This window comes from Tamilnaduibacter salinus (genome assembly GCF_003096655.1).
In the GTDB taxonomy this organism is placed as follows: domain Bacteria; phylum Pseudomonadota; class Gammaproteobacteria; order Pseudomonadales; family Oleiphilaceae; genus Tamilnaduibacter; species Tamilnaduibacter salinus.
Map to the genome: position 1 here is coordinate 95,714 of NZ_QEKQ01000003.1, position 20,734 is coordinate 116,447.

Annotated in this window: 20 protein-coding genes; 11 read left to right on the plus strand and 9 right to left on the minus strand. The window is 62.8% G+C overall.

The annotated features are described in order from the left end of the window. Positions 1-6: 6 nt before the first annotated feature. The 3 genes from C8D92_RS05505 to C8D92_RS05515 all read right to left on the minus strand — a co-directional run bounded on the left by C8D92_RS05505 (position 7) and on the right by C8D92_RS05515 (position 4,596). Positions 7-420 carry a response regulator gene (locus C8D92_RS05505; RefSeq protein WP_116918680.1) on the minus strand — a complete coding sequence of 138 codons (414 nt, stop codon included), beginning with the start codon at positions 418-420 and terminating at the stop codon, positions 7-9. A 63-nt stretch (positions 421-483) separates the two neighbouring features. Further along, the gene (locus tag C8D92_RS05510; protein WP_243402372.1) at positions 484-1,032 is read right to left on the minus strand and encodes a hypothetical protein; all 549 of its coding nucleotides are present in this window, start codon (positions 1,030-1,032) and stop codon (positions 484-486) included. 18 nt (positions 1,033-1,050) lie between these two features. Next, entirely contained in the window at positions 1,051-4,596 is a 3,546-nt protein-coding gene (locus C8D92_RS05515; RefSeq protein WP_322852826.1) for a response regulator, read from the minus strand. A gap of 155 nt (positions 4,597-4,751) precedes the next feature. Between C8D92_RS05515 and C8D92_RS05520 the strand changes: the two genes are divergently transcribed. Then, complete coding sequence (locus C8D92_RS05520) at positions 4,752-5,753, plus strand: hypothetical protein (protein WP_095611882.1); 1,002 nt, start codon at positions 4,752-4,754, stop codon at positions 5,751-5,753. Between the two features lie 143 nt (positions 5,754-5,896). Here C8D92_RS05520 and C8D92_RS05525 read toward each other — a convergent pair whose 3' ends face one another. Further along, positions 5,897-6,151: a hypothetical protein gene (locus C8D92_RS05525; RefSeq protein ID WP_095611883.1), complete on the minus strand. Its 255-nt coding sequence runs from the start codon at positions 6,149-6,151 to the stop codon at positions 5,897-5,899. A gap of 281 nt (positions 6,152-6,432) precedes the next feature. On the opposite strand from C8D92_RS05525, the gene C8D92_RS05530 reads away from it, so the two are divergent. Next, positions 6,433-6,777 (plus strand): hypothetical protein, encoded by a 345-nt coding sequence (locus C8D92_RS05530; protein ID WP_095611884.1) that lies wholly within the window; start codon positions 6,433-6,435, stop codon positions 6,775-6,777. A gap of 45 nt (positions 6,778-6,822) precedes the next feature. Here C8D92_RS05530 and C8D92_RS05535 read toward each other — a convergent pair whose 3' ends face one another. Next, entirely contained in the window at positions 6,823-8,106 is a 1,284-nt protein-coding gene (locus C8D92_RS05535; protein ID WP_095611885.1) for a serine hydrolase domain-containing protein, read from the minus strand. Between the two features lie 98 nt (positions 8,107-8,204). Continuing rightward, positions 8,205-9,788, minus strand: a complete 1,584-nt coding sequence (locus C8D92_RS05540; RefSeq protein ID WP_243402373.1) for a sensor domain-containing diguanylate cyclase — start codon at positions 9,786-9,788, stop codon at positions 8,205-8,207. A gap of 145 nt (positions 9,789-9,933) precedes the next feature. On the opposite strand from C8D92_RS05540, the gene C8D92_RS05545 reads away from it, so the two are divergent. From C8D92_RS05545 to C8D92_RS05570, 6 genes are all read left to right on the plus strand, one after another. Beyond that, positions 9,934-10,278 (plus strand): c-type cytochrome, encoded by a 345-nt coding sequence (locus tag C8D92_RS05545; protein WP_165819235.1) that lies wholly within the window; start codon positions 9,934-9,936, stop codon positions 10,276-10,278. Continuing rightward, a complete protein-coding gene (locus tag C8D92_RS05550; RefSeq protein ID WP_116918683.1) occupies positions 10,275-11,657 on the plus strand; it encodes a D-arabinono-1,4-lactone oxidase in 1,383 nt (460 codons plus the stop codon). The genes C8D92_RS05545 and C8D92_RS05550 overlap by 4 nt, the downstream gene beginning before the upstream one ends. Next, on the plus strand, positions 11,654-12,928 hold the full coding sequence (locus C8D92_RS05555; protein ID WP_116918684.1) for a DSD1 family PLP-dependent enzyme: 1,275 nt from the start codon (positions 11,654-11,656) through the stop codon (positions 12,926-12,928). The genes C8D92_RS05550 and C8D92_RS05555 overlap by 4 nt, the downstream gene beginning before the upstream one ends. A gap of 166 nt (positions 12,929-13,094) precedes the next feature. Beyond that, the gene (locus C8D92_RS05560) at positions 13,095-13,979 is read left to right on the plus strand and encodes an alpha/beta hydrolase (protein ID WP_116918685.1); all 885 of its coding nucleotides are present in this window, start codon (positions 13,095-13,097) and stop codon (positions 13,977-13,979) included. Positions 13,980-14,052: 73 nt separating this feature from the next. Next, a complete protein-coding gene (locus tag C8D92_RS05565) occupies positions 14,053-14,445 on the plus strand; it encodes an ectoine synthase (RefSeq protein WP_095611896.1) in 393 nt (130 codons plus the stop codon). Next, positions 14,435-15,625, plus strand: a complete 1,191-nt coding sequence (locus tag C8D92_RS05570) for an MFS transporter (RefSeq protein ID WP_116918686.1) — start codon at positions 14,435-14,437, stop codon at positions 15,623-15,625. The genes C8D92_RS05565 and C8D92_RS05570 overlap by 11 nt, the downstream gene beginning before the upstream one ends. On the opposite strand, the gene C8D92_RS05575 is transcribed toward C8D92_RS05570, so the two are convergent. Beyond that, entirely contained in the window at positions 15,619-15,798 is a 180-nt protein-coding gene (locus C8D92_RS05575) for a hypothetical protein (RefSeq protein ID WP_116918687.1), read from the minus strand. The genes C8D92_RS05570 and C8D92_RS05575 overlap by 7 nt on opposite strands. Between C8D92_RS05575 and C8D92_RS15650 the strand changes: the two genes are divergently transcribed. The 3 genes from C8D92_RS15650 to C8D92_RS05585 all read left to right on the plus strand — a co-directional run bounded on the left by C8D92_RS15650 (position 15,787) and on the right by C8D92_RS05585 (position 19,241). Continuing rightward, a complete protein-coding gene (locus tag C8D92_RS15650; protein WP_165819236.1) occupies positions 15,787-15,954 on the plus strand; it encodes a hypothetical protein in 168 nt (55 codons plus the stop codon). The genes C8D92_RS05575 and C8D92_RS15650 overlap by 12 nt on opposite strands. An 82-nt stretch (positions 15,955-16,036) precedes the next feature. After that, a complete protein-coding gene (locus C8D92_RS05580) occupies positions 16,037-17,533 on the plus strand; it encodes a flavin-containing monooxygenase (protein WP_116918688.1) in 1,497 nt (498 codons plus the stop codon). 478 nt (positions 17,534-18,011) lie between these two features. Continuing rightward, on the plus strand, positions 18,012-19,241 hold the full coding sequence (locus tag C8D92_RS05585; protein ID WP_116918689.1) for a methyl-accepting chemotaxis protein: 1,230 nt from the start codon (positions 18,012-18,014) through the stop codon (positions 19,239-19,241). A gap of 5 nt (positions 19,242-19,246) precedes the next feature. Here the strand turns inward: C8D92_RS05585 and C8D92_RS05590 are convergent, their stop codons facing one another. Continuing rightward, positions 19,247-20,461: a YbfB/YjiJ family MFS transporter gene (locus tag C8D92_RS05590; protein ID WP_116918690.1), complete on the minus strand. Its 1,215-nt coding sequence runs from the start codon at positions 20,459-20,461 to the stop codon at positions 19,247-19,249. A gap of 80 nt (positions 20,462-20,541) precedes the next feature. Next, entirely contained in the window at positions 20,542-20,733 is a 192-nt protein-coding gene (locus C8D92_RS05595; protein ID WP_116918691.1) for a hypothetical protein, read from the minus strand. Between the last annotated feature and the right edge of the window lies 1 nt (position 20,734).

Consider the following 20,734-nt stretch of genomic DNA (forward strand, 5'->3'; position numbering starts at 1 on the left):
GGTTCCTCAATGCCGGCGATGAAGACCGTCCGGCATAGTGATCTGGTCACCGTGGACGGTCAGGTAGTTATTGACGACATCCAGGATTTTCTCCCGGGAGTAGGGCTTGACCACATAGCCATTGGCTCCGGCGCTGATGGCACGCTGGATGCTCTCAATGGAATCATCGGCCGTCACCAGCACAATGTGTTGCTGCTCGTCCTGCCGCTTGATCCGCCTCATCAGGTCATGGCCATCCAGATCCGGCAACCCCAGATCCAGCATGACAATGTGATAACACCCCGGGGCATACCGTTCTTCGGCCTGCTGGCCATTCTCGCAGGTATCCACCCAGGTGACTCCGGCATCCAGCAGCATATCGTGGAGCAGGTCACGCATCGTGGCCTCGTCTTCCACTACCAGTACTTTCAGCTTTTCCATGTTGATCTCCGGTCATTCAGGGCCGGCCCTGGACCCATGACAGCTCGCGGGACGTGATCGCGTTTACTCGGCCCCAGCCCCTCGATTGTCCGCTCCACCACGGCGCGGAACAACCAGCCTGGCCGGCGCCTGCTCCATCTCATGCCCGGTTTCCCCGGCATCCGGTTCGTCCAGGGCCCGTCCCGGACGACTCAACATGTTACTGATGCTGATGGCGGTGGTGTAGAGGGAAATGGCAACAATCAGCAGCACCGGCTGCAGAAACGCAACGAACCCCGGCACCGCCTCATTCCCCTCGATACTCAGGATCAGTATCAGTGCCGGACCCATGACCAGAAACAACGTCAGAGCGATGAAGAACACGATCCGTTCCTTGTAGTCGCCCAGCCCCGGATCGGTCACCAGCCCCAGCACGAACTTGCCAATCGCCAGCCCCGCCAGAATCGCCGAGGCGATACTCAGATCGGGCCGCAGCAGGACCTGCGCCATATTCCCGTCCCAAAGGTGCTGCATAATGATGACCAGGAACGGGAACAGCACGAACAGAATGTCCGCGTAGGTCCCGAACATGCGGTTCAGGGTTGCCGTTTCATTGGATGATGACTGGTCCATGATACCCCGTCTCCCAGACTATGAATCGAATGTTGCTCCCGACGACCGGAACTCGTGATCCCGGCTCGCCGCCTCAAGCATCGGTCGTAATGCAGCCAGAGCCGCGCCAATCGCCTCCGGCTCCTCCTGCCGGCATTGCCGCTCCAGAGTGGCCGCCTGTTCGGTCATGTCGGGATAGCCCATTGCGCCCGCTGTCCCCTTGACCTGATGGGCGTGGCGCTGGAGCGCGACCCAGTCCTGCGCTGACCACGCCGCCTCCAGTGCCTCAAGCCGCTCGGGCAGCCCTTGCCGGAATCGTTCCACCAACGCCTCCAGACCACTGGATTCGGTCTGCCGGGCGGACGTATTGCTCTGGTAGTCGGCAAGATAACGATCCAGCAGGGATGCCAGATGGCCGGTATCGATGGGCTTGGTCAGCACGCCCTCACAGCCGGCATCGGTCAGCGCATCAATCTCCTGTTGATCCCCGGCCGTGAAAGCGATAATCGGCCGCCGGAAACCGGTCTGGCGCAGCGTACGGGTCGCCTCCGGCCCATCCATTTCCGGCAGGTGCCGGTCCATCAGAACCAGGTGCACCGTGTCGGACAGGGCCCTCTGGACCGCCTCACGGCCGTTGGTCACGGCCATGACGGTAATGCCGAAGCGGGCCAGCAGCCGCTCGACCAGTCGCCGGTTGTCCTCATTATCCTCTACCACCAGTACCGTCGCCTGATACTGCTGCTCCTCCGCGGCCGTTGGCCAGTCCTCGAGCGTCAGGTAGCGGGCCAGCATCTCGTAGAACCGCCGGCGATCGATGGGCTTGGCGATGTGGTCCGTGCAGCCGGCACGCCGGTAGTCCTCGATATCTTCGCCCATGACGTTGGCCGTCAGGGCGATGATGGGGGTGTTGACGCCGGCCTTACGGATGGCGGCGGCCGCATCCCGACCGTTCATCACCGGCATCTGGATGTCCATGAGGATCAGGTCCCAATCCTCACGGGTCGCTTTCTCGAAGGCTTCGGCGCCGTTCTCCACATAGGTCACATCCGCGCCCGTCCGCTCAATCAGCAGGCCCACCAGCCGGCGATTCACGTCATTGTCTTCCGCGCAGAGGATCCGACCCTTCAGCTGGGGCGCACTGACCACCGGCAGCAGCCGGTTGCGCTGGGTCAGTTCCGAACTGTCACGCAGCAGGTGAACGCCTTCGAGCGAACCGGTGGCGACATGGACCTCGAACTCGCTGCCCTCACCGTAGGTGCTGCTGACGCTGATGCGCCCGCCGAGCAGTTCCGCCAGCCGGCGTGAGATGCTCAGCCCCAGGCCGGTACCGCCGTACTGGCGGGTCACTTCCGCTCCTCCCTGGGCAAACGGGTCAAAAAGCCGGTTCAGCTGATCCGGCGTCATACCGATTCCGGTGTCGGCCACGCGGATCAGCAACTCTTCGGTCGGGCGGTGGCAACGGATGCTGACCGAAATCGCGCCCTTTTCCGTGAATTTGAGGGCATTGCCACACAGGTTGATGATGATCTGGCGCAGCCGCGTGGGATCCGTCTGGATGGTCTCCGGCAGCGGGAAATCGCAGTTGACGCTGAATTCGATGCCCTTCTCGCGGGCACGAGGCGTGAAGAAGGCACGGACCTCGTCCAGCAGTTCCGGCAGGTCAACGGTGACGATGTCCACCGAGAGCTTGTTGGCATCGATTTTCGAATGATCCAGAATATCGTTGACCAGATCCAGCAGGTGCCGGCCGCTGCGCACCACGGTTTCCGCACTCGCTTCCTTGGCATCGCGATCCAGTGCCGGGTCGAGCAGGCTCTCACCGTAACCGATGATCGCGGCAAGCGGCGTGCGGATCTCATGACTCATGTTCGCCAGGAACTGGCTCTTGGCTTCAGCGGCATTGCGGGCAACGTCCTTTTCCAGGCGCTCGTTCTCCCGCTCACGCTCCATCTGCTCACGCTGCTTACGCTCGGTGATGTCGATGCAGGTTCCTTCCAGGTGACTCGGCTCGCCCTCGGCGTCGTAAACGGTATTGATCGACAGGCTCAGCCATCGCTCTTTCCCGTTACCCACCTGGCAGGGCGCCTCCACGCCCTTGATGCCCCCATCACGCTCGAGCGCCGCCACCACCTGGGCGCGGCGCTCCGGGTCGGCGAAGAACAGCGACAGCACATCCGGCACCTCGCGCCGCAGACGTTTCGACGAAGCATACCCCACCATTCGCGCCAGCGCCGGATTAACGGTGATGAAACGCCGCTCCAGCGACATCTGGAAAATCCCTTCGACAGCGTTGTTGAACAGGGACTGGTAGCGCCCCAGATTGGCAAGCGCACGGCGATTCCAGTCCAGTGCCTCGGCCTGGATCAGCTTGATGCGGTCGGCCAGCGCAAAGGAGAACAGCACGGCCTGGAGCGCAAAACCGATGTGAGGGGCATGAGCCGAGACGCTGTTGAGCGGGATGTGGCCGGTGACGGTGAGGGCGTAGACACCGATACCCACATGAATGGATGTCCACGCCAGAAAGTAGCTCCGTGCGCTGCCATCCACATTACGCCAGAACCAGAAGCTGACCACCAGCATGAACAGCGCCAACAGCATCGAACCAAGCACCGTCCATTCCATGGCGGTGTGATATGGCATGAACGGACTCATGAGCAGGGTAACGCCCACCCCGACCATACCGACCCGCACGGCCTTGTCGATTCCAGGTGCCCGCTCGGGAAGCTCGAGCAGCTGACGGGCCATCTGCAAACCGAACAGCCACGCGAGCAATATCTGGTAATGCAGCAGCTGTTTGTCCAGAAACCAGGGCCGGGACTCGAACAGCTGCAGCCCATGCACCTGTTCGGTGACCAAGAAAAGGGTGCCGAACACCAGGAAGAGGACGTAGTTGACGTTGCTCGGCTCGCGAACCGACACTGCCACGAACAGGTTGTAGGCCATCATCGCCAGCATGGCGCCCAGGAACAGACCCTGAATCAGTTCATCAACCGCCACCTGCTCGAGATACGCCGACGGCTTCCAGAGCACTAACGGTAAGCGGAAGGTGTTGGCCGTCTCCACCCGAAGGTACAGGCGCAAGGTCTCCTCGGGGCGCAGCGTCAGTTGGTAGACCGGATTCGGAACCTTCAGCTCCCGGTCGCTCCAGAGGCTGTCATACCCCATGCGCCGGGTATCGGTCAGCTCGCCATCCCGGAGAATGTACAGGGTGGCCTCATCCACCAGCGGCAGACTGAGCTCCAGCAACCGGCCGACGGGTGCGTCCGCCTCGCCGAGCGCCAGATCCAGCCGCGTCCAGTAGACGGACTCCGTGTAGCCGAGATTGAGAATGCCGCCGTCGTGACGGCGGAACGCGCCATCGGCATCCCGTTGCTGGATCGCCTCGAACGTCAGCGTGTCTTCCGGGTCTTCAAGAAACCAGAGACAGGAGCCCAGATCGACGCGGTCGCTGCCCGGGTCCACTGTCAGAGGCATACCATGACAACCGCTATCGTCGGTCGCGGCAGACGCCGGCAGGCACCACAGGCCGAGCAACAGGGTCAGGGCGGTTAACCAGCAGCAACCGGACAGGGACAGTCGATGCAAAATGTGATCTCCGAGAGGGCGTGTGCCTGATGTTTAACGTATTGTTGGGGGTTTCAGGCGATCAGCAATCGCGGCCCGGCCCGTTCCCCGGCGCGCGATCCCCGAACGGTTACTGTAGCCTGTACTGAAGCGTTTCGCATCCCGGAGGAGTCGCCATGCCGCGTACCATTCCCGTTCTGGCCTGTATCACCACCCTGACGCTGCTGAGCGCCTGTGGCGGGGGGAGTCAAAACCTGGATACCGGCAGCGGTGGCTCCTGCGGCGCGGCGTTCAATCCGGCGGCAACGGTGCGCCTGTCCCTGGGCAATTTCACCATCAGCGATCCCGAACCGTTGTCGGAAACACTGTTGTCGGACCTGGCGCAGGGCACGCAACCGAACAGCAGCGCCACACCCGCCAAGCAGGACTATGGAAACCAGGTCCACAGCGATCTGCTAACCCAGTCCCAGCCGTTTATCGGGTCCACCAGTGATGAGGACTACAACCAGGCTCGAAACCCCTATGATCTCATGAACAAAGTGATCGCCTCTGGCGAGGTGGACAACTTCAACGCCGGACGAGGCTACATCAGTGACTGCATCGATGCCGGCAATCCGGCCGAGTACAGCAACAGCGCCAACAACGTCACCATCCAGTTCAACGAGGTACAGAACGAGAACACCACCGAACAGTTCCGGTATCCGCAACTGCGCTGGGTCTATACGCCCGCGACCACCAACACTGTACAGCGGGTCGTCCGGTATCAGGGGGGCGACTTCTTAGATGGGCTGACGGTGGGCAGCAGTTTTGCCAGCAGTACCTTCTCCACCACCGGCTACAATGCGCCGCAGCGGGTGGAAGCGTCTTTTGCAGCTGACAGCAACGATGAAGACTCCCAACAGAGCCTGATTATCGTCCAGCGATTCGTCGACCCCGATCAGCCAGACGACCGTCAGGACGAATGGCTGTACTCGGACACAACCGGTACCACCTTCGACTTCGCCGGAGCGACAGATGTGGACTGCGCGCGGGTACTTGTCGACTACGACATGCAGAAAGCGTACGTCTTCACCTCGTCAGACGAACCTTCGGACAGTCCAGCGTACTGTGGCAATCGGGCGATGGACGAGTCGGACAATGACTACCCAACCCAGCCCGTCAGTGAACGGAAGCAATAGCGATAAAGTGGCTCATGACACCGAGCGGGCGATCGCAGGCCAGCGGCTTCCAGGTACAGCGCTAACCGTCTGTTCACCGGTCGCCCGCACGGGCGACTCCGAAGTCGGAGACATCGACTACGGGTGATACGCGGTTCCCGTGATCAGGTGTCGGCGCACCAGCGGTCGAGAAACGCTTTCTTGCGTTCGATCACACGCTGGTAGCTGTTGAGCATGATGGCCGTATGGGGAGCGTTCTGGGCGTGAAGGTGCCGGACCCGCGCTTCCAGATCAGACACTTCCTGCCTCAGACGTTCACGCAAATGGTCGCGCACGCTCTCGTATTCATTCAGATCGGGCTGTGATGGGGCCGCGATCGGATCGTCCAGTTCCTTGGTATGTCCGGCAAGGGCTGCCATGTCTCTCTCCCTGGTGCTCGTTTCCCTGAGTGCAGGATCTTCATTGATCCCCCGGCAGGGAAGGCCCGTTCCTTTGTTATCCATTCTGCGTATGGCCACCGTACGACAGATCTCGGATATTACGCATTGTTATTCTAGCCAATACAGTGTGCCGATTCGAATCAGTCACTTCAACAAAAAATGAACGCGCATTCACAAACAGGACGGACCAATGTGATCCGGACCACGTCGGGCAGCTGCTATGCTGACTAGCACGACACCGAATCAGGAGAGCCCAAGGCATGACCGCTCCATCTGTCGCTGACACCCTGCGAGAATATCTATCGCTGCTGGACCTGCTGGATGATGCCTATTGGGAGGCAGGCAGCATCCGCCACAAGGACATGCTGTACGACATCATCAGCATCTTTAATCAGGAGGTCGCCGAGCTGAACAAGCTCAGCATCCTCGATCATCACTACCCCTATGAAGTGATCACCGAGGGCATACGGCGTGTGATGCCCAAATTGCAGCGGCTCGAGCAAGAACATGAGGAGGCGGTGCAGCGAACCACCACGCTCACTGACCTGAAAGAGGTACAGTCCTCTGTATTCGCGATTCTGGAGGCACAGCTCGGGGATTGCTGACGACCGACGCGTCCCCGACGCGCCGGCCGTCACACGGAGGACGGGTCAGGCCGCCAGCGGGCGGCGCTCTTCGGGAAGGCGGGGAAACTCCCGACAGGTGGCCATCACAAACCGCGCCAGCGCCGGCAGATGATGGCCCACGATGGGAATACCGGTATTCACCAGACTCACCGCAATATCCCGCGAGGCATCCGCCCAGCACAGTTTATTGATCAAGCCGATGTGACCGAACGCTTCCCGGCTGTTGGGGCCGAACAGCCCCACCGGATCGCCTCCCAGCATGAACCCGGCACTGAAACGCATGGGTACCATCATGGTCCGGTCGATCTGCAGGGAACCGTACTGCTGAATGGCACGACGCACGGTGACCGGATCGCAGATCCGCCGCCCCTCCCAGACACCGCCATTCAACATCATCTGGAAGAATCGGCCCATTTCCTCGGCCGTGCCACACAGATTGCCGGCCGGTATCACCGCTTCCTGGAAACGCGGATCGTTGACGACGTCCTCGATGGTCGCCATGTCGCCGCCCAGTGCCCGCTTGATCACCCAGGATACCGGGAATACGGGCGTCGGCCCGGTGGCGTAGTTGGTCGCGAGCTGATTCAGCCGGTCGGGCTGGATGCCGTAAGTGAACCAGGTCATTCCCATCGGCTGGCGAATGTGCCTGTCGAGGAACGCCTCGATGCTGTCGCCGGTCACTGTCTCCAGTACCCGCTGCAGCACATAACCCCCCGTGATGGCGTGATAGGCCACTTTGGCGCCGTCCACCTCGACCGGCACCTGGTCGCACAGCAGCTCCCAGATGGCGTCACTGTCCCAGAGGGTATCCAGCGGGGTGTCCCGTGGAATGGCCGGAATGCCGCCACGGTGGGACAGGATCTGGTGAATGGTGATGGTCCGCTTGCCCTTACGGCCGAATTCAGGGCAATAGACACTCACCGGATCCAGCAGGTTGATCCGGCCCTGTTCGGCCAGGATGTGGATCAGCAGTGCCGTCACCGCCTTGGACGCGGAGAAGTAGCAGATCGGCGTTTCCGTCGTCATCGGAACCACCGGCGTGCCTTTCGGGTCATGGGGTCCGTTACCGCTGGCGTGACCGATCGCCCGGTGAATCACGGTTTCACCCCGGTGCCGGACGTGAAGCTGCATCCCCGGGTGCGTCCCCGTCTGATACAGACGCTCCACGCTGCGCCAGATGGTCTCCACTGATGTCGGGCTCATCCCCACCGACGACGGCGCCACCTCGTCCCCGGCATAGTGAGTGACCGAGGCCAGGTCCCGGGAAATCCGGGATGCATTGAGCAAACGACGCGCCACTGCATTCATGGACGTACACTCCTCCATCATACCGTAAGGGCGATCATGCTACCGACTCGCCCTGACCATCGCACGACCGCGGGGACCGGACAGCGGCGTCGCTGGAGTCATTCACCCGCCACGCACACACGGTTGCGACCGGCGTCCTTGGCCCGGTACATGGCGCGGTCAGCGGCATCGCACAGCGCCTCACCACTGGTACCGTGTTCCGGGAAGACCGCCAGACCGATACTGATGGACAGGGACACGGAACCGGAGCCCGGCACCCGGATGGTCTGGGAACACACCCGCTCACGAAGGCGCTCGGCCGTCTCCCAGGCCTCCAGGCGGTTGCGTTCGGGCAGCAGCACGATGAACTCCTCGCCACCGTACCGGGCCACCCGATCCACCGCCCGGACGGACGTTTCCAGCATCTCACTCAACCGTCGCAACACGTGATCGCCCGCCGCATGGCCGTGCTCGTCATTCACGGCCTTGAAGTGGTCCAGGTCAATCCAGAGCATAGCAAGGGAATGGCCATACCGTTCAGCCCGCTGGACTTCTTCCTTCAGGCGCACTTCCATCTCCCGACGATTCAGCAGCCCGGTGAGCGCATCATGGGTCGCCAGCTCGGACAGCTCCTCCTCCAGATGCTTGCGACTGTTGATGTCCAGTATCAGCCCTTCCAGGGCCAGACGACCGCTGTCGTCGACCCCCCGGCCCTTTTCCCAGACCCAGATTGTCGTACCGTCCCGGCGCCGGATGGGGTACTCAACGGCAAACGGCTCGCCAAGACCGATGGCATCCTCAACCTCCCGAGTCACGCGCGCACTGTCGTCCGGGTTAATCAACTGCGCCCAGCTGACGGTCCGATTGTCCAGCAGATCCGACGGCTCGTAGCCGGTCAAAGCCCGGCACCCGCTGGAGACAAATCGCATCGTCCAGTGCTCGTCGAACAGGCTGCGATAGGCCATACCCGGCAGATTGTCCATAAGATTGGCCAGCTGGCGCTCGCGCTGTTGCAGCTCCCGCTCCGCGGCACGCTGTTCAGTCACATCCGTTGCGATCGCGATTGAGCCGTTGACGCGGCCCTCGCCATCAAAGAAACGACGGGAATTCCAGGACAGGCGTCGATAGCCGCCCTCCCGGGTCCGGATACAGGTTTCGAATGCCTCCAGCTCCAGGCCGTGGTCCAGAATCTCCTGGGCCCGCTCAACGATGGACTGGCGATAGGCATCATCCGGATACAGCCATTCCCAGAGATCGTCGCGCCCGACGATCTCCTCGCGTGGATAACCACTGATCTGCTCTGCTGCCTTGTTCCAGACGACGACGCGGGCGTCGGTGTCGAGAACGTTGATCCAGGTGCTGGCATTGTCGATGATGCTTTCTCGGAATTGGCTCAGATCCAGTATCTGCTCCGCCTGCTGGCGATTGATTTCCATCACCTCCTGATAGCGGCGGAACTGCCGAAAGGTCAGGCCGAAGAACAGACACGACGTCATCAGCACAAAGGCCCACCCCTTCCACGTCTGGAGTCCGGCCACGGCATCCACATCCCGGGTGAACACAAGCAGGAGCTGGTCACTACCGAGAATCCAGAGGACCCCCACAAGGGCATAGACCCCGCTGATGGTCAGCGCCCGCCGCAGGGGGGACGGCAGTTCCTCGAATGGCTCCATGCTGCGGAAACGTTCCTGTCCAGTCGTCATCAACTCCACATTAGCCGGGGAAGCGGGCGGCGTCGAGCAGGCATTCCATCGCAATGCTCATTATTGCAGCATTTAACGACCATCTTGCAGAGAAACCCCCTTTGACGCACAATACGTGACACATTGTTATGTTATGAGTGTCTTTATGCGCCCGACCGTCGCACTCCTGAGCCTCACACTGTTGCTGACCGGTTGCAGTGATCCGCCAGACCCGGAACGCGCCCGCAGCGTGCTGCCCGAGAGCGAGCGCCTGCAGACGCTCTACCAGCAGTCCTGCCAGGGCTGTCACGCCCGGCCCGGGACCGGAGCACCGTTGACCGCCCATCCGTCCCAATGGGCTGCCCGCCTGAACAAGGGCATGGACCGACTGGTAGAGAGCGTCGTTCGTGGCTACGGGGCCATGCCCCCCGGCGGTCAGTGCCTCGAGTGTGATCGCTCCGACCACCGCGCGTTGATCCGCTTCATGAGCGGATCTGGGGGCGACGCATGAGCAGCCGACGTGACTTCCTGCAGATGCTGCTGGCAGCCTCCGCGACGCCCTGGCTCCCCGATGTGTCGGCCGCCACCACAACGAACACCGATGGCGAACCCATGGCCTGGTACAACTGGTCCGGCGCGCTCAAGGCCAAGCCTCGCCACCGGGCTGCTCCAAAAACGATCGAAGCCCTTCAGGCTCTGGTGCGGGACAGTCGTGACACCATCCGGCCGGTCGGTTCCGGCCACTCCTTTGCGCCACTGGTACCCACGGACGGCACCCTTGTCTCGCTCTCGCACTTCAACCGACTCCAGTCTGTGGACGAACCACAAATGCGGGCCACCATCGGCGCCGGCACCCGGCTGGAACAGATCGGTCAGCCACTGGCCGACGCCGGTCAGGCACTGGTCAACATGCCGGACATCGACGAGCAGTCCCTGGCCGGCACCATTGCCACCGCCACCCACGGCACCGGCGCCGGGCTGCCGTGCCTGTCGGACCAGGTCACAGCCCTGACACTGGTGGACGGGCGCGGGGAGGTGCATCGGTGCAGTGCCGACCACAACCGGGATCTGTTCGACGCCGCCCGGGTGGGACTGGGTGCCCTCGGCCTGGTGACGTCAGTCACACTCCAAAACCGGCGCCCCTACCGACTGCGCCGGGTCACCGAGTGGCATCCCATTGAGGCCATCCTGGACCAGGCGGAGCAGATGGCCGATCGCCACCGCAACTTCGAATTCTTCTACATTCCCTTCTCCGGCATGGGGTTCATGGACTGGCAGGACATCACGGAGGAGCCGCTCTCGAGCACCGAATCGCTGGACCAGAACGAGGGCGCCCGAACCCTGCGCACCGTCCGGGACATGCTCGGCTGGTCGCCCCGGTTGCGGGAGCTGGCCCTGGGCACCTACATGAAAACCATTGACCGGTCCGAACGGGTGGCGCCAGCCTGGCGCAACTACGCCAGCAGCCGCCAGGTCCGGTTCAACGAAATGGAGTATCACCTGCCCCGGGAAGCGGGGCTGCCGGCGTTACGGGCCGTACGCCGGAAAGTCGAAAAGGACTTCCCGGACGTCTTCTTCCCGTTCGAAGTGCGCTACGTGAAGGGCGACAATGCCTGGCTCAGTCCCTTCTACCGTCAGGACTCGATGTCCATCGCCGTCCACCGGGTTCACGACGAACCCCACGACGCGCTGTTCCGGGCGGTCGAGCCCATCCTGCGCCAACATGGCGGCCGACCGCACTGGGGCAAGATGCACTCGCTGACCGCCGCCGAGGCCCGCGCGCTCTATCCACGCTGGGAGGACTTCCAGGCCGTGCGCCGGACCATGGACCCCGAGGGACGATTTCTGAACGAGCACCTCCGGCGTCTGTTCGCAGAGGGGACCTCATGAGCCTGAGCCGACGCCAGCTCCTGATCGGCGGCGCCGCCACGGCCGGCGCCGTCGGACTCGGCCTACTGCGGCCCTCGGATCAGGGGGGACCGCACGACCGCTATTTCCAGTCCCTGCAGCGGTGTCTGAGTGAGCAACCGCTTGCCCGGCCGACCATGGTGATCGACCGCGATCGGCTCCATCACAACCTCAACCTCGTCACCCGGCGGCTTGGTGATCAGTACGCCCTGCGGCTGGTAGCCAAATCGCTCCCTTCACTGTCCTTACTGGACCACCTGATGGACCATGCCGGAACCCGGCGGCTGATGCTGTTCCATCGGCCCTTTGTCAGCCAGGTGGCCGCCCACCGACCGGATGCGGACATCCTTCTGGGAAAACCCATGCCGGTTGATGAGGCCCGACTCTTCTACCAGGAGTGGCAGCCGGCAGGCGGCTTTCAGCCGGAAACACAACTCCAGTGGCTGATCGACAGCCCGCAACGGCTGCTGGACTACCAGCAGTTGGCCGCCGAGCGGGATCAGCCACTTGGCATCAACGTGGAGCTGGACATCGGCCTCCATCGCGGCGGCGTGGCCGACCGCGACCGGTTGGCCGCCATGCTGACCCGGATACGCGATGACAAGCGCCTGCGATTCCGCGGGTTCATGGGGTATGAGCCCCATATCGTGAAAGTCCCCGGCGACGATCACGCGCTGCGTGACGAGGCCATGGCGCGCTACCGTGAGGCCGTGCACACCGCGCGGGCCGTATTCGGCACGCTGCCGGCGGGCCTGACGTTCAATACCGGCGGCAGCAGCACCTACACGCTGTACCCGGGACAGGACACGCCGGCCAACGAAATCGCACTGGGGTCCGGACTGGTCATGCCAACGAATTTTGATGTCCCGACATTGTCCGGCCATCGCCCGGCCTGTGTCATCGCCACGCCGGTGCTCAAGACGATGGCCCCGGCGAGGCTACCGGGACCCGAGGCGCTCGCTTCATTGATGCGTCTGTGGAACCCCAACCGCCAACAGGCGTTCTTCATCTACGGCGGTCATTGGAAAGCCCGGCCCGTTTCTCCGCCCGGACTGTCCCCGAACCCGGTCTTCGGGCGCTCGTCCAATCAGGAAATGCTCAATGGGTCGGATGCCGTCCCAATCGCTCCGGGCGACTGGGTGTTCCTGCGCCCCCACCAGAGCGAATCGGTCTTCCTGCAATTCGGAGACCTGGCGCTCTATGACCCCGACCGCCAGGCTCTGACCGACCGCTGGCCAGTGCTGCGCGGTTAGATCGCTCAGAACGACACCGCCTGCTCCCCGTGCGGACCTCGCAGCGGCAGGCTGACCGGGCCCTTCCGGGGGCGCTGTCGAGTTGGTCAAACCGCAACCAGAACGAGGCATCCGTTCCCCTTCCAGGTGCGTACTGACCCGGACCGGACCAACCTGCGAGGCTGACGTGATCCGATCCATTGTGTTCCTTTCCCTGCTCGGGCTATCGACAGGATGCGCTCACCATCAGAACGCACCGACCGCGCCAACACCGCTGCCGGAGACCGGCTGGAACGCTCAGTACGACCAACGGTATTCTCCGTCCGGCTGGCCGGAACCGCTTTACGCTGACGTGTACACGCCAACCACCGCCGGTCCCCATCCGGCGGTTCTGGTGGCCCATGGGGGTGGCTGGACCCGGCGCTCCCGGGGCGACATGAGTGACATCGCTGAAACACTCGCCAGTGTCGGTTTCGTCGTGATGAATATCGATTACCGGTTCGCACCAGCCCACCGGTTTCCTGCGCAGCTTCATGATCTTCAGGTGGCCATGCACTGGCTGCATGACCGACGGCAGGCGCTGTCGATTGATCGGGAACGTATTGGCGCACTGGGATTTTCATCCGGCGGACATCTGGTGAGTCTGCTGGGCGTGGTCGCCGGTGACGACGGGGCACTGGACCAGCCCTGGGGCGGTCCCGAAACCCGGCTGGCGGCGGTGGTCTCGGGGGGCACACCCAGTGATCTGCGCAAGTTCGGCGACGGCAGGCTGGTGGAGCAGCTGCTCGGCGGCACCATCGACGAGGTGCCCGACGCCTACCACCAGGCCTCCCCCGTCGTGCACGTGGACTCCGATGATCCGCCTTTCTTCCTGTTCCACGGCACCTGGGACATGCTCGTGCCGATCGATCAGGCCACGGATTTCCACGCCACGTTACAGGCCCATGGCGTGCACAGCGAACTCTACCGGATGCGAGGGCGGGGCCACATCGCCAGCTTCCTCACCAGCGGAAGCGCGATCGAGGCCGGAGCGCGGTTTCTCAGGCGCACTCTCTCCCCGTCGAACCAATAGCAGAAACAATTGAACTGGGCTTAGAGAGCGTGTTTATACTTCCGCTTCTGTCACCCCGGAAATGGAGACCGCCATGAAGATTGTCGACGTCAACAAGATCATCGGAACCGACCAGGACGTGCACGGACCGGGCTGGAACAGCCGCCGAATGCTGCTGAAAAAGGATGGCATGGGCTTCTCCATGCACGAGACCATCATTCCGGCGGGCGCCGAGCTGAACCTGTGGTACAAGAACCATCTGGAAGCGGTCTACTGTGTGGCCGGCAACGGGTCTATCGAAGACAAGGCCACCGGCGAAGTTCACGAGATCTACGATGGCATCCTCTACGCGCTCGACAACAACGATCGGCACACCCTGCGTGGTGGTACTGAGGACATGCGTCTGATCTGCACGTTCAATCCGCCGGTTTCCGGCCGCGAGACCCACGACGAGGACGGCTCCTACAACATCCCGGATGACGAGTAAGGCCTCGCCCTCCACCCCGACGGCCCGATCCGGACTCGCGTTACTGGCACTGCTCTGGCTGGCCGGACTCTACCTGCGGGTGCCGGTGCTGGTCGCGCCGGCCCTTGCCCCGTTTGTCGCGGAGGACCTGGGCCTCTCCCAGGCACTCACCGGGGCCCTCACCACCCTTCCCGTATTCATGCTGGCCGTCGGCGCCATGCCCGGATCGCTGGCCATTTCCCGGATCGGACCGCGGGCCACCCTGGCCATTGCGCTGGTGGTGACTGCGCTGGGGTCCGCACTGCGGGGCCTTGCCCCCGAAGCCATGACGCTGATGGCAGCCAGCACCCTCATGGGCCTGGGCATCGCCGCCATGCAGCCGGCCCTGCCCGCGCTGCTTCGCGTCTGGCTGACGCCGGATCGTCTGGCACTCGGCACGGCCGTGTACATGAACGGCATGCTCATGGGCGAATTCATCGGCGCCGGGGTGACCCTGCCGGTCATGATGCCGCTGATGGACGACAGCTGGCGCTGGACGCTCATCGGCTGGTCCGTTCCGGCGTTTCTGGTCGCCGCCGCGCTGTTCCTGCCCCGTGAACGGGTCTCGGGCGGGACCGCGGAGGCGGATCCGTGGTTACCGGACTGGAAGAACCCACTGACCTGGCGGCTCGGCGTCCTGCTGGGCGCCTCCGGTGGCCTGTTCTTCGGTACCAATGCCTACATGGGCAATGTCCTCGAGCAGCGCGGTTCACTGGACGCGTTGGACTCGGCCCTTTTCTGGCTCAACCTGGCCCAGGTCGCCTCGTCGCTGATAATGCTGAAAATGGCCCGTCAGTGGGTCGGCCGGCCGCGGGTGATTTTCCTCATGCTGATGATCGCCATCGTCACGCTGGCGCTGTTCCTGCTGACTGAGGGCCTTACCAGTATCGTTTTCGTGTTCATGATGAGTTTCACCGCCGGCATCATGCTGATCCTGCTGGTGGCGCTGCCGCCACAGGTGGCCCGTGCGGGCGAGACCGGTCGACTCGCCGCCGGTAACTTCACCATCGGCTATACGCTGTCGTTTGGCGTGCCCATGCTGGGCGGGCTGGTAGCGGACCTGACTGGCCAGGCCAATCACGCGGTACTCGCGATGCTGATTTACGGACTGCTGGTGATGCCCATCGCCTGGACGCTGCAGCTGCCCTCCCGGAATCACTGAGGGGACATCAGGCCACTGGCCGTCGCTTCCTGTATCAGCCAATGGCGAAGTCGGCGGATGGTGCTTTCATTCCGACGACTGGTCTTGTGGGCAATGTAGAAACGATCACCAGTGATCAGAACAGGTCCCGGCAACCGCACGAACGATTCGCGGTCGTCCTGATGGCTGAGCATGTAGTCGTTGGTCAGGGCAATGCCATGGCACTGGCCTACGATGTGTTCATCAAACGGCTGGAGCCGGGCACGTCCATCTTGCAGCTCGTGTTCCTCATCGCGACAGTTGACCCTCGTGAAAAAGGGTCTGGCCTGTCGGACCCTTGCCGGGTGTGATCAAAACCCGTCCAATAGAGTCCAGAAAAGGAGCCCGATGGTCGGGTTCCCAGAACAGGCAACCCGGTGGGAGAGATGTGTTATGGCAAGGCCTGACTATGATGTGTTGATTGTGGGCGCCGGTCTGTCGGGCGTGGGTGCCGCATGGCACCTGCTGAACGAATGCCCGGGCAAGACCTTTGCCATTCTGGAAGGGCGCGACGCCATGGGCGGCACCTGGGATCTGTTCCGGTACCCGGGCATCCGCTCCGACTCCGACATGTACACGCTGGGCTACAACTTCCGCCCCTGGACCGACGGCAAGGCCATTGCGGACGGCCCGTCGATCCTCAACTACATCCACAACACCGCAGAACAGAACCACATCGACCAGAAGATCCACTACAACCACTGGGTCGAGAAGATGGACTGGTCGAGTGAGGACGCTACCTGGACGGTGACGGCGAAGCTGCCTTCGGGAAAAACGAAGACCGTCACAGCCAACTACCTGCTGAACTGCAGCGGTTACTACCGCTACGATCAGGGCTATATGCCGGACTTCCCCGGGAAAGACCAGTTCCAGGGGCAACTGATCCATCCGCAGCACTGGCCGGAAGACCTGGATTACACCGGGAAGAAGGTCGTGGTGATCGGCAGTGGCGCGACAGCGGTCACTCTGATTCCGTCCATGACGGACAAGGCCGCGCACGTCACCATGCTGCAGCGGTCGCCAACCTACATCATCTCCCAGCCGGATGCGGACGTGATCGCCAACGCGCTGAACCGGCTGCTTCCCAAGCGGCTCGCGTACCAGATCACCCGCTGGAAAAACGTCTCCCTGCAGACGCTGTTCTATCAGGCCTGTCGCCGTTACCCGAAGGCCATGCGACGCATCCTGCGTCTGCACCTGCGACAGCAGCTCGGCAAGGACTTCGACATCGATACCCACTTCAATCCGAGCTACAACCCGTGGGATCAACGCCTTTGCCTGGTACCGAACGGCGATCTGTTCAAGGTGCTGCGCCGCGGCGAGGCGTCCATCGTGACGGACCACATCGATACCTTCACCGAGAACGGTATCCGACTCAAATCCGGGGAAGAGCTCGAAGCGGACATCATCATCAGCGCCACCGGGCTGAACCTGGTCACGCTGGGGGGCGCGGAAATCTCCGTGGATGGACAGCACATCCGCCCCAGCGACACCATGAGCTACAAAGGCATGATGCTCAGCGATGTGCCCAATATGTCCATGATTGTCGGGTACACCAACGCCTCCTGGACGCTCAAGGCCGATCTGGCCAGCGAGTACACCTGTCGGCTGCTGAACCATATGGACCGACAGGGTGTTGACTACTGCGTGCCGGTGGTGGGCGACGATGTGAAAGAGGCGCCGTTCCTCGACCTGGAAGCCAACTACGTGTTGCGGGCGCTGGACCACCTGCCCAAGCAGGGTGATCGTGCGCCATGGAAGCTGTACCAGAACTACCCGCTGGACCTGATCAACCTGCGCTTCGGGCCACTGAAGGACAAGGCGATGCAGTTCCGGACCGCCCACCGGGTGGCACAGTCAGGAGGCCAGGCCGCTCGGTCCGCTGCCTAGTGTCTCGTCTGGTTAATTCGCTGACTTACTGCGTGCCTCTGACGGTTCTGGGCAAGGCGTCAGTCCGCAGGCGGGGTCACTCCCCGTCAAGGGCTGACAACGCCGCTCCAGAGCCGTCAGCGGCGCGCCCTTCGGGAGCCCTTGAAAGGTCTGATAGCCGCGTTGCGCTGACTCGATTTGGAACCACCAAACCTTCGCCATCGCGCCTTGCTCTCAGACCTTTCAATGGCTCAGTAAGTCAGCGAATTAACCAGACGAGACACTAGGAGTCTGGGTCATTTGTTGACTTGACGCGTGTCTCTGACCGTTCTGGACAAGGCGTCAGGCCGCAGACGGGGTTGTTCCCCGTCAAGGGCTGGCAACGCAGGCCCGGAGCCCTCAGAGGCACGTCCTTCGACAGCCCCGGTGGTCGCCTGACAAAGGACTTCTGCTATGATGCGGGCGTCCCTTTCCTGCATTGTGGAGTCCGTTGTCAGCCATGTTTCGTCTGCTCGCCAACCTGCCACTGAAATACAAGTTCTGGCTTCTGAACGTCGTTGTACTTGCCACCCTCCTGGCGCTGGTCACCGTGGCGATGACAGTCATTGCCAGTGCCACCGGCGCCGGTTTCTGGCGCGTTTTTGGCGATCATGCGCTTACGTTCGCCGGTGTCGTTGCCGGGCTGATGGTGGTGGAAATGACATGCTCCCAACTGCTGATCCAGTTTGTCGTCCGGCACGTGAATCAGCTTAAGGACACCATGCTGACCGTCGAACGCACCGGCGATCTGGATGCCCGCGCCAGCGTCGATTCCACCGACGAAATCGGTGCGATGGCCCGCGCATTCAATGCCATGCAAAACCGGACGGCCGGGGTTGTCGAGAGCATGAAGGACGCCACCCGTCGGCTGGAATCCGAGGTCTCGGAGCTGGCTGACAGCACCCGGCGCAATCGGGACGACCTGCATCGCCAGGCTGAGGACACGGACCGATCTGCTGACGTGATTCATCAGATGCTGGAGAGCTTCCAGGGGATTGCTGGTCAGGCTGAACAGGCCCGGGACCAATCGGCCTCAGCGCGCCAGACGACGGATGATGGCCGCCACAAGGTGGCGACCTCCGCCAATGCCATCCAGGATCTGGCCGAGCGCATTTCAACCTCCGCTCAAAGCGTCGGGAGACTGTCCGACAACAGCCGTGATATCGGGGAGGCCGTTTCCGAGATCGGCGGGATCGCCGAGCAGACCAACCTGCTGGCGCTGAACGCGGCCATCGAGGCGGCGCGGGCCGGTCATGATGGGCGCGGGTTTGCCGTTGTGGCAGACGAGGTCCGCAAGCTGGCCCAGCGGGTTCAGGACTCTACCGAACAGATCGAGTCGAGCATTCAGCGGCTTCTCAGGAGCATGGATGAGGCGGTGGATCAGATGAACAGCAGCTCGTCAGTGGCCACTGAGTGCGTCTCGGCCGCGATGGAGGCCCAGCAGGCGCTGACCGACATCGAAGCCGCCGTCGAAGGCATCAACGACACCAACCGGGACATCGCCCAGGTCTCCGGCGCACAGATGGAACAGACCGACCACACACTGCAACACATCGACGGTATTCGCAGCACGACGCGCAGTATGGCAGAGCAGCTGGATGGCAGTGCCGCCATGGGGCAACGGCTGCAGGCACTGATCCGGGAACTTGATGACGCGGGCGCCAGCGTCGCGGTGTCCCAAAGGCACTGACGCGGTCAGGCCGGCCGGCGGTGCCAGTCTTCAGGGCGCGGCACGAAGAACGCAAAGGCCAACCCCCACGCCAACGCGCCAACCCCGATCCAGAAGGCGCTTTCCAGCGTGCCGCCATGGTTGAGCCACTGTTCGGCCAGCCAGGGACCGATCATCTGAGCGAGCGCGTAGAGCGCCACCATGGCCGCCGAAAGCCGCGGCCCCTGATGGGGGTGCAGGGCACGGGCGAGTCGCTGGGTCAGCAGGACCGTTCCCAGGAACGTACCGCCCACAAGAAGGGCACACAGGGCGATGCCGACCGGCCCGCCCCAGATCACGGCGGCCAGGACACCGAAGAGCTGCACTGCAAAGTTGATCCGGATCGCTTTGACGTCGCCCAGCCTCGCGCCCAGCGTGTTCCAGAGCCAGGCTGAAGGGATGGTTCCGAGCGCCACCAGCAGCCAGGAGCCGTCCACCAGCCAGTTGCCCGGATCAAGCTGAAGTTTGGCCAACAGCGGCAGGAAGGTCATGGGCAGGATATAGCCCAGCCCGGCTCCGGCGTATTGCAGGAACAGGGGAATACTGGCGCGATCAAGCAGCGAGCCCTTCTGTGGCAGGGATCCATCCGGCTTTTCCGGCCGAACCGGGACCTCCAGACGGCTCAGTCGATGCCAGCCCCAGACCGCCAGCGGAATGGACACGATGGCCGCCGGCCACCAGAGTGAAGGCCCGCTCAGCCAGCTTCCCGTGGCACTAACCAGCATACTGGACACCAGCAACCCCACGCCGACACCCAGATAGGTCAGGCCACTGAGCCTCGCCCGGTTGCGCAGCACCAGCCACTCCAGGATAAAGGCGGGTGCCTGGACGAATACGGCGCCATTGGCAACACCGTTGATCCCGCGGATCACATCAAGAGCGACGACGTCACTGATCTGCGTCTGAAGCAATGTGGTGACCACGTGCACGATCATGGCGATCGGCAGAATCCGGCGAATGTGGGACACCCGGTACCATCGAATCGCCAGCATCGCGCCCACGAAATAGCCAAGGTAGTTCCACGTCGCCATGGCGGCGCCCTGTTGCGCGGTCACCACCCCGTCATCGATCAGGTAAGGCAGCATGGGGGTGAAAATGAACCGGCCCAGCGTGTGTACCACCAGCAGCAGGGCGGCGCCGGCGGCGATGACGGAGATGATTTCGCGGGTGTCTGCGGTCGGGGCAGACGTGGATGAGGACACAACAACCCCCTACACCGGAAGCGACGGCGCAAGTGTAGGGATTTCCGGCGCCGGTGGGAAGACGCCGATGGTCGTAAGCGTTATGCCCCGCCGATCGCCGGTGACGGACTGAGCCCCGCCACGTCAGGCACCACGAACGGAGCAGCGGCCGTTTCCGCCTCCGCCGGCAGGATAAACTGGCGTGCGAGGACAAGCGTGACAATCGCCACAATCAACAGGAGCAGGACCGCAACCGTTCGGCGAATACCTCGTTTCTGCCGGGCATCGGGCATA

What these genes read in the sequence shown, in the direction of transcription:
- C8D92_RS05585 (WP_116918689.1), top strand. Translation starts at nt 18,012, where the DNA reads ATGTTTCGTCTGCTCGCCAACCTGCCACTGAAATACAAGTTCTGGCTT.
- C8D92_RS05575 (WP_116918687.1), bottom strand. Translation starts at nt 15,798, where the DNA reads ATGCTCAGCCATCAGGACGACCGCGAATCGTTCGTGCGGTTGCCGGGA.
- C8D92_RS05535 (WP_095611885.1), bottom strand. Translation starts at nt 8,106, where the DNA reads ATGAATGCAGTGGCGCGTCGTTTGCTCAATGCATCCCGGATTTCCCGG.
- C8D92_RS05505 (WP_116918680.1), bottom strand. Translation starts at nt 420, where the DNA reads ATGGAAAAGCTGAAAGTACTGGTAGTGGAAGACGAGGCCACGATGCGT.
- C8D92_RS05540 (WP_243402373.1), bottom strand. Translation starts at nt 9,788, where the DNA reads ATGACGACTGGACAGGAACGTTTCCGCAGCATGGAGCCATTCGAGGAA.
- C8D92_RS15650 (WP_165819236.1), top strand. Translation starts at nt 15,787, where the DNA reads ATGGCTGAGCATGTAGTCGTTGGTCAGGGCAATGCCATGGCACTGGCC.
- C8D92_RS05520 (WP_095611882.1), top strand. Translation starts at nt 4,752, where the DNA reads ATGCCGCGTACCATTCCCGTTCTGGCCTGTATCACCACCCTGACGCTG.
- C8D92_RS05570 (WP_116918686.1), top strand. Translation starts at nt 14,435, where the DNA reads ATGACGAGTAAGGCCTCGCCCTCCACCCCGACGGCCCGATCCGGACTC.
- C8D92_RS05525 (WP_095611883.1), bottom strand. Translation starts at nt 6,151, where the DNA reads ATGGCAGCCCTTGCCGGACATACCAAGGAACTGGACGATCCGATCGCG.
- C8D92_RS05580 (WP_116918688.1), top strand. Translation starts at nt 16,037, where the DNA reads ATGGCAAGGCCTGACTATGATGTGTTGATTGTGGGCGCCGGTCTGTCG.
- C8D92_RS05530 (WP_095611884.1), top strand. Translation starts at nt 6,433, where the DNA reads ATGACCGCTCCATCTGTCGCTGACACCCTGCGAGAATATCTATCGCTG.
- C8D92_RS05555 (WP_116918684.1), top strand. Translation starts at nt 11,654, where the DNA reads ATGAGCCTGAGCCGACGCCAGCTCCTGATCGGCGGCGCCGCCACGGCC.
- C8D92_RS05565 (WP_095611896.1), top strand. Translation starts at nt 14,053, where the DNA reads ATGAAGATTGTCGACGTCAACAAGATCATCGGAACCGACCAGGACGTG.
- C8D92_RS05550 (WP_116918683.1), top strand. Translation starts at nt 10,275, where the DNA reads ATGAGCAGCCGACGTGACTTCCTGCAGATGCTGCTGGCAGCCTCCGCG.
- C8D92_RS05510 (WP_243402372.1), bottom strand. Translation starts at nt 1,032, where the DNA reads ATGGACCAGTCATCATCCAATGAAACGGCAACCCTGAACCGCATGTTC.
- C8D92_RS05595 (WP_116918691.1), bottom strand. Translation starts at nt 20,733, where the DNA reads ATGCCCGATGCCCGGCAGAAACGAGGTATTCGCCGAACGGTTGCGGTC.
- C8D92_RS05545 (WP_165819235.1), top strand. Translation starts at nt 9,934, where the DNA reads ATGCGCCCGACCGTCGCACTCCTGAGCCTCACACTGTTGCTGACCGGT.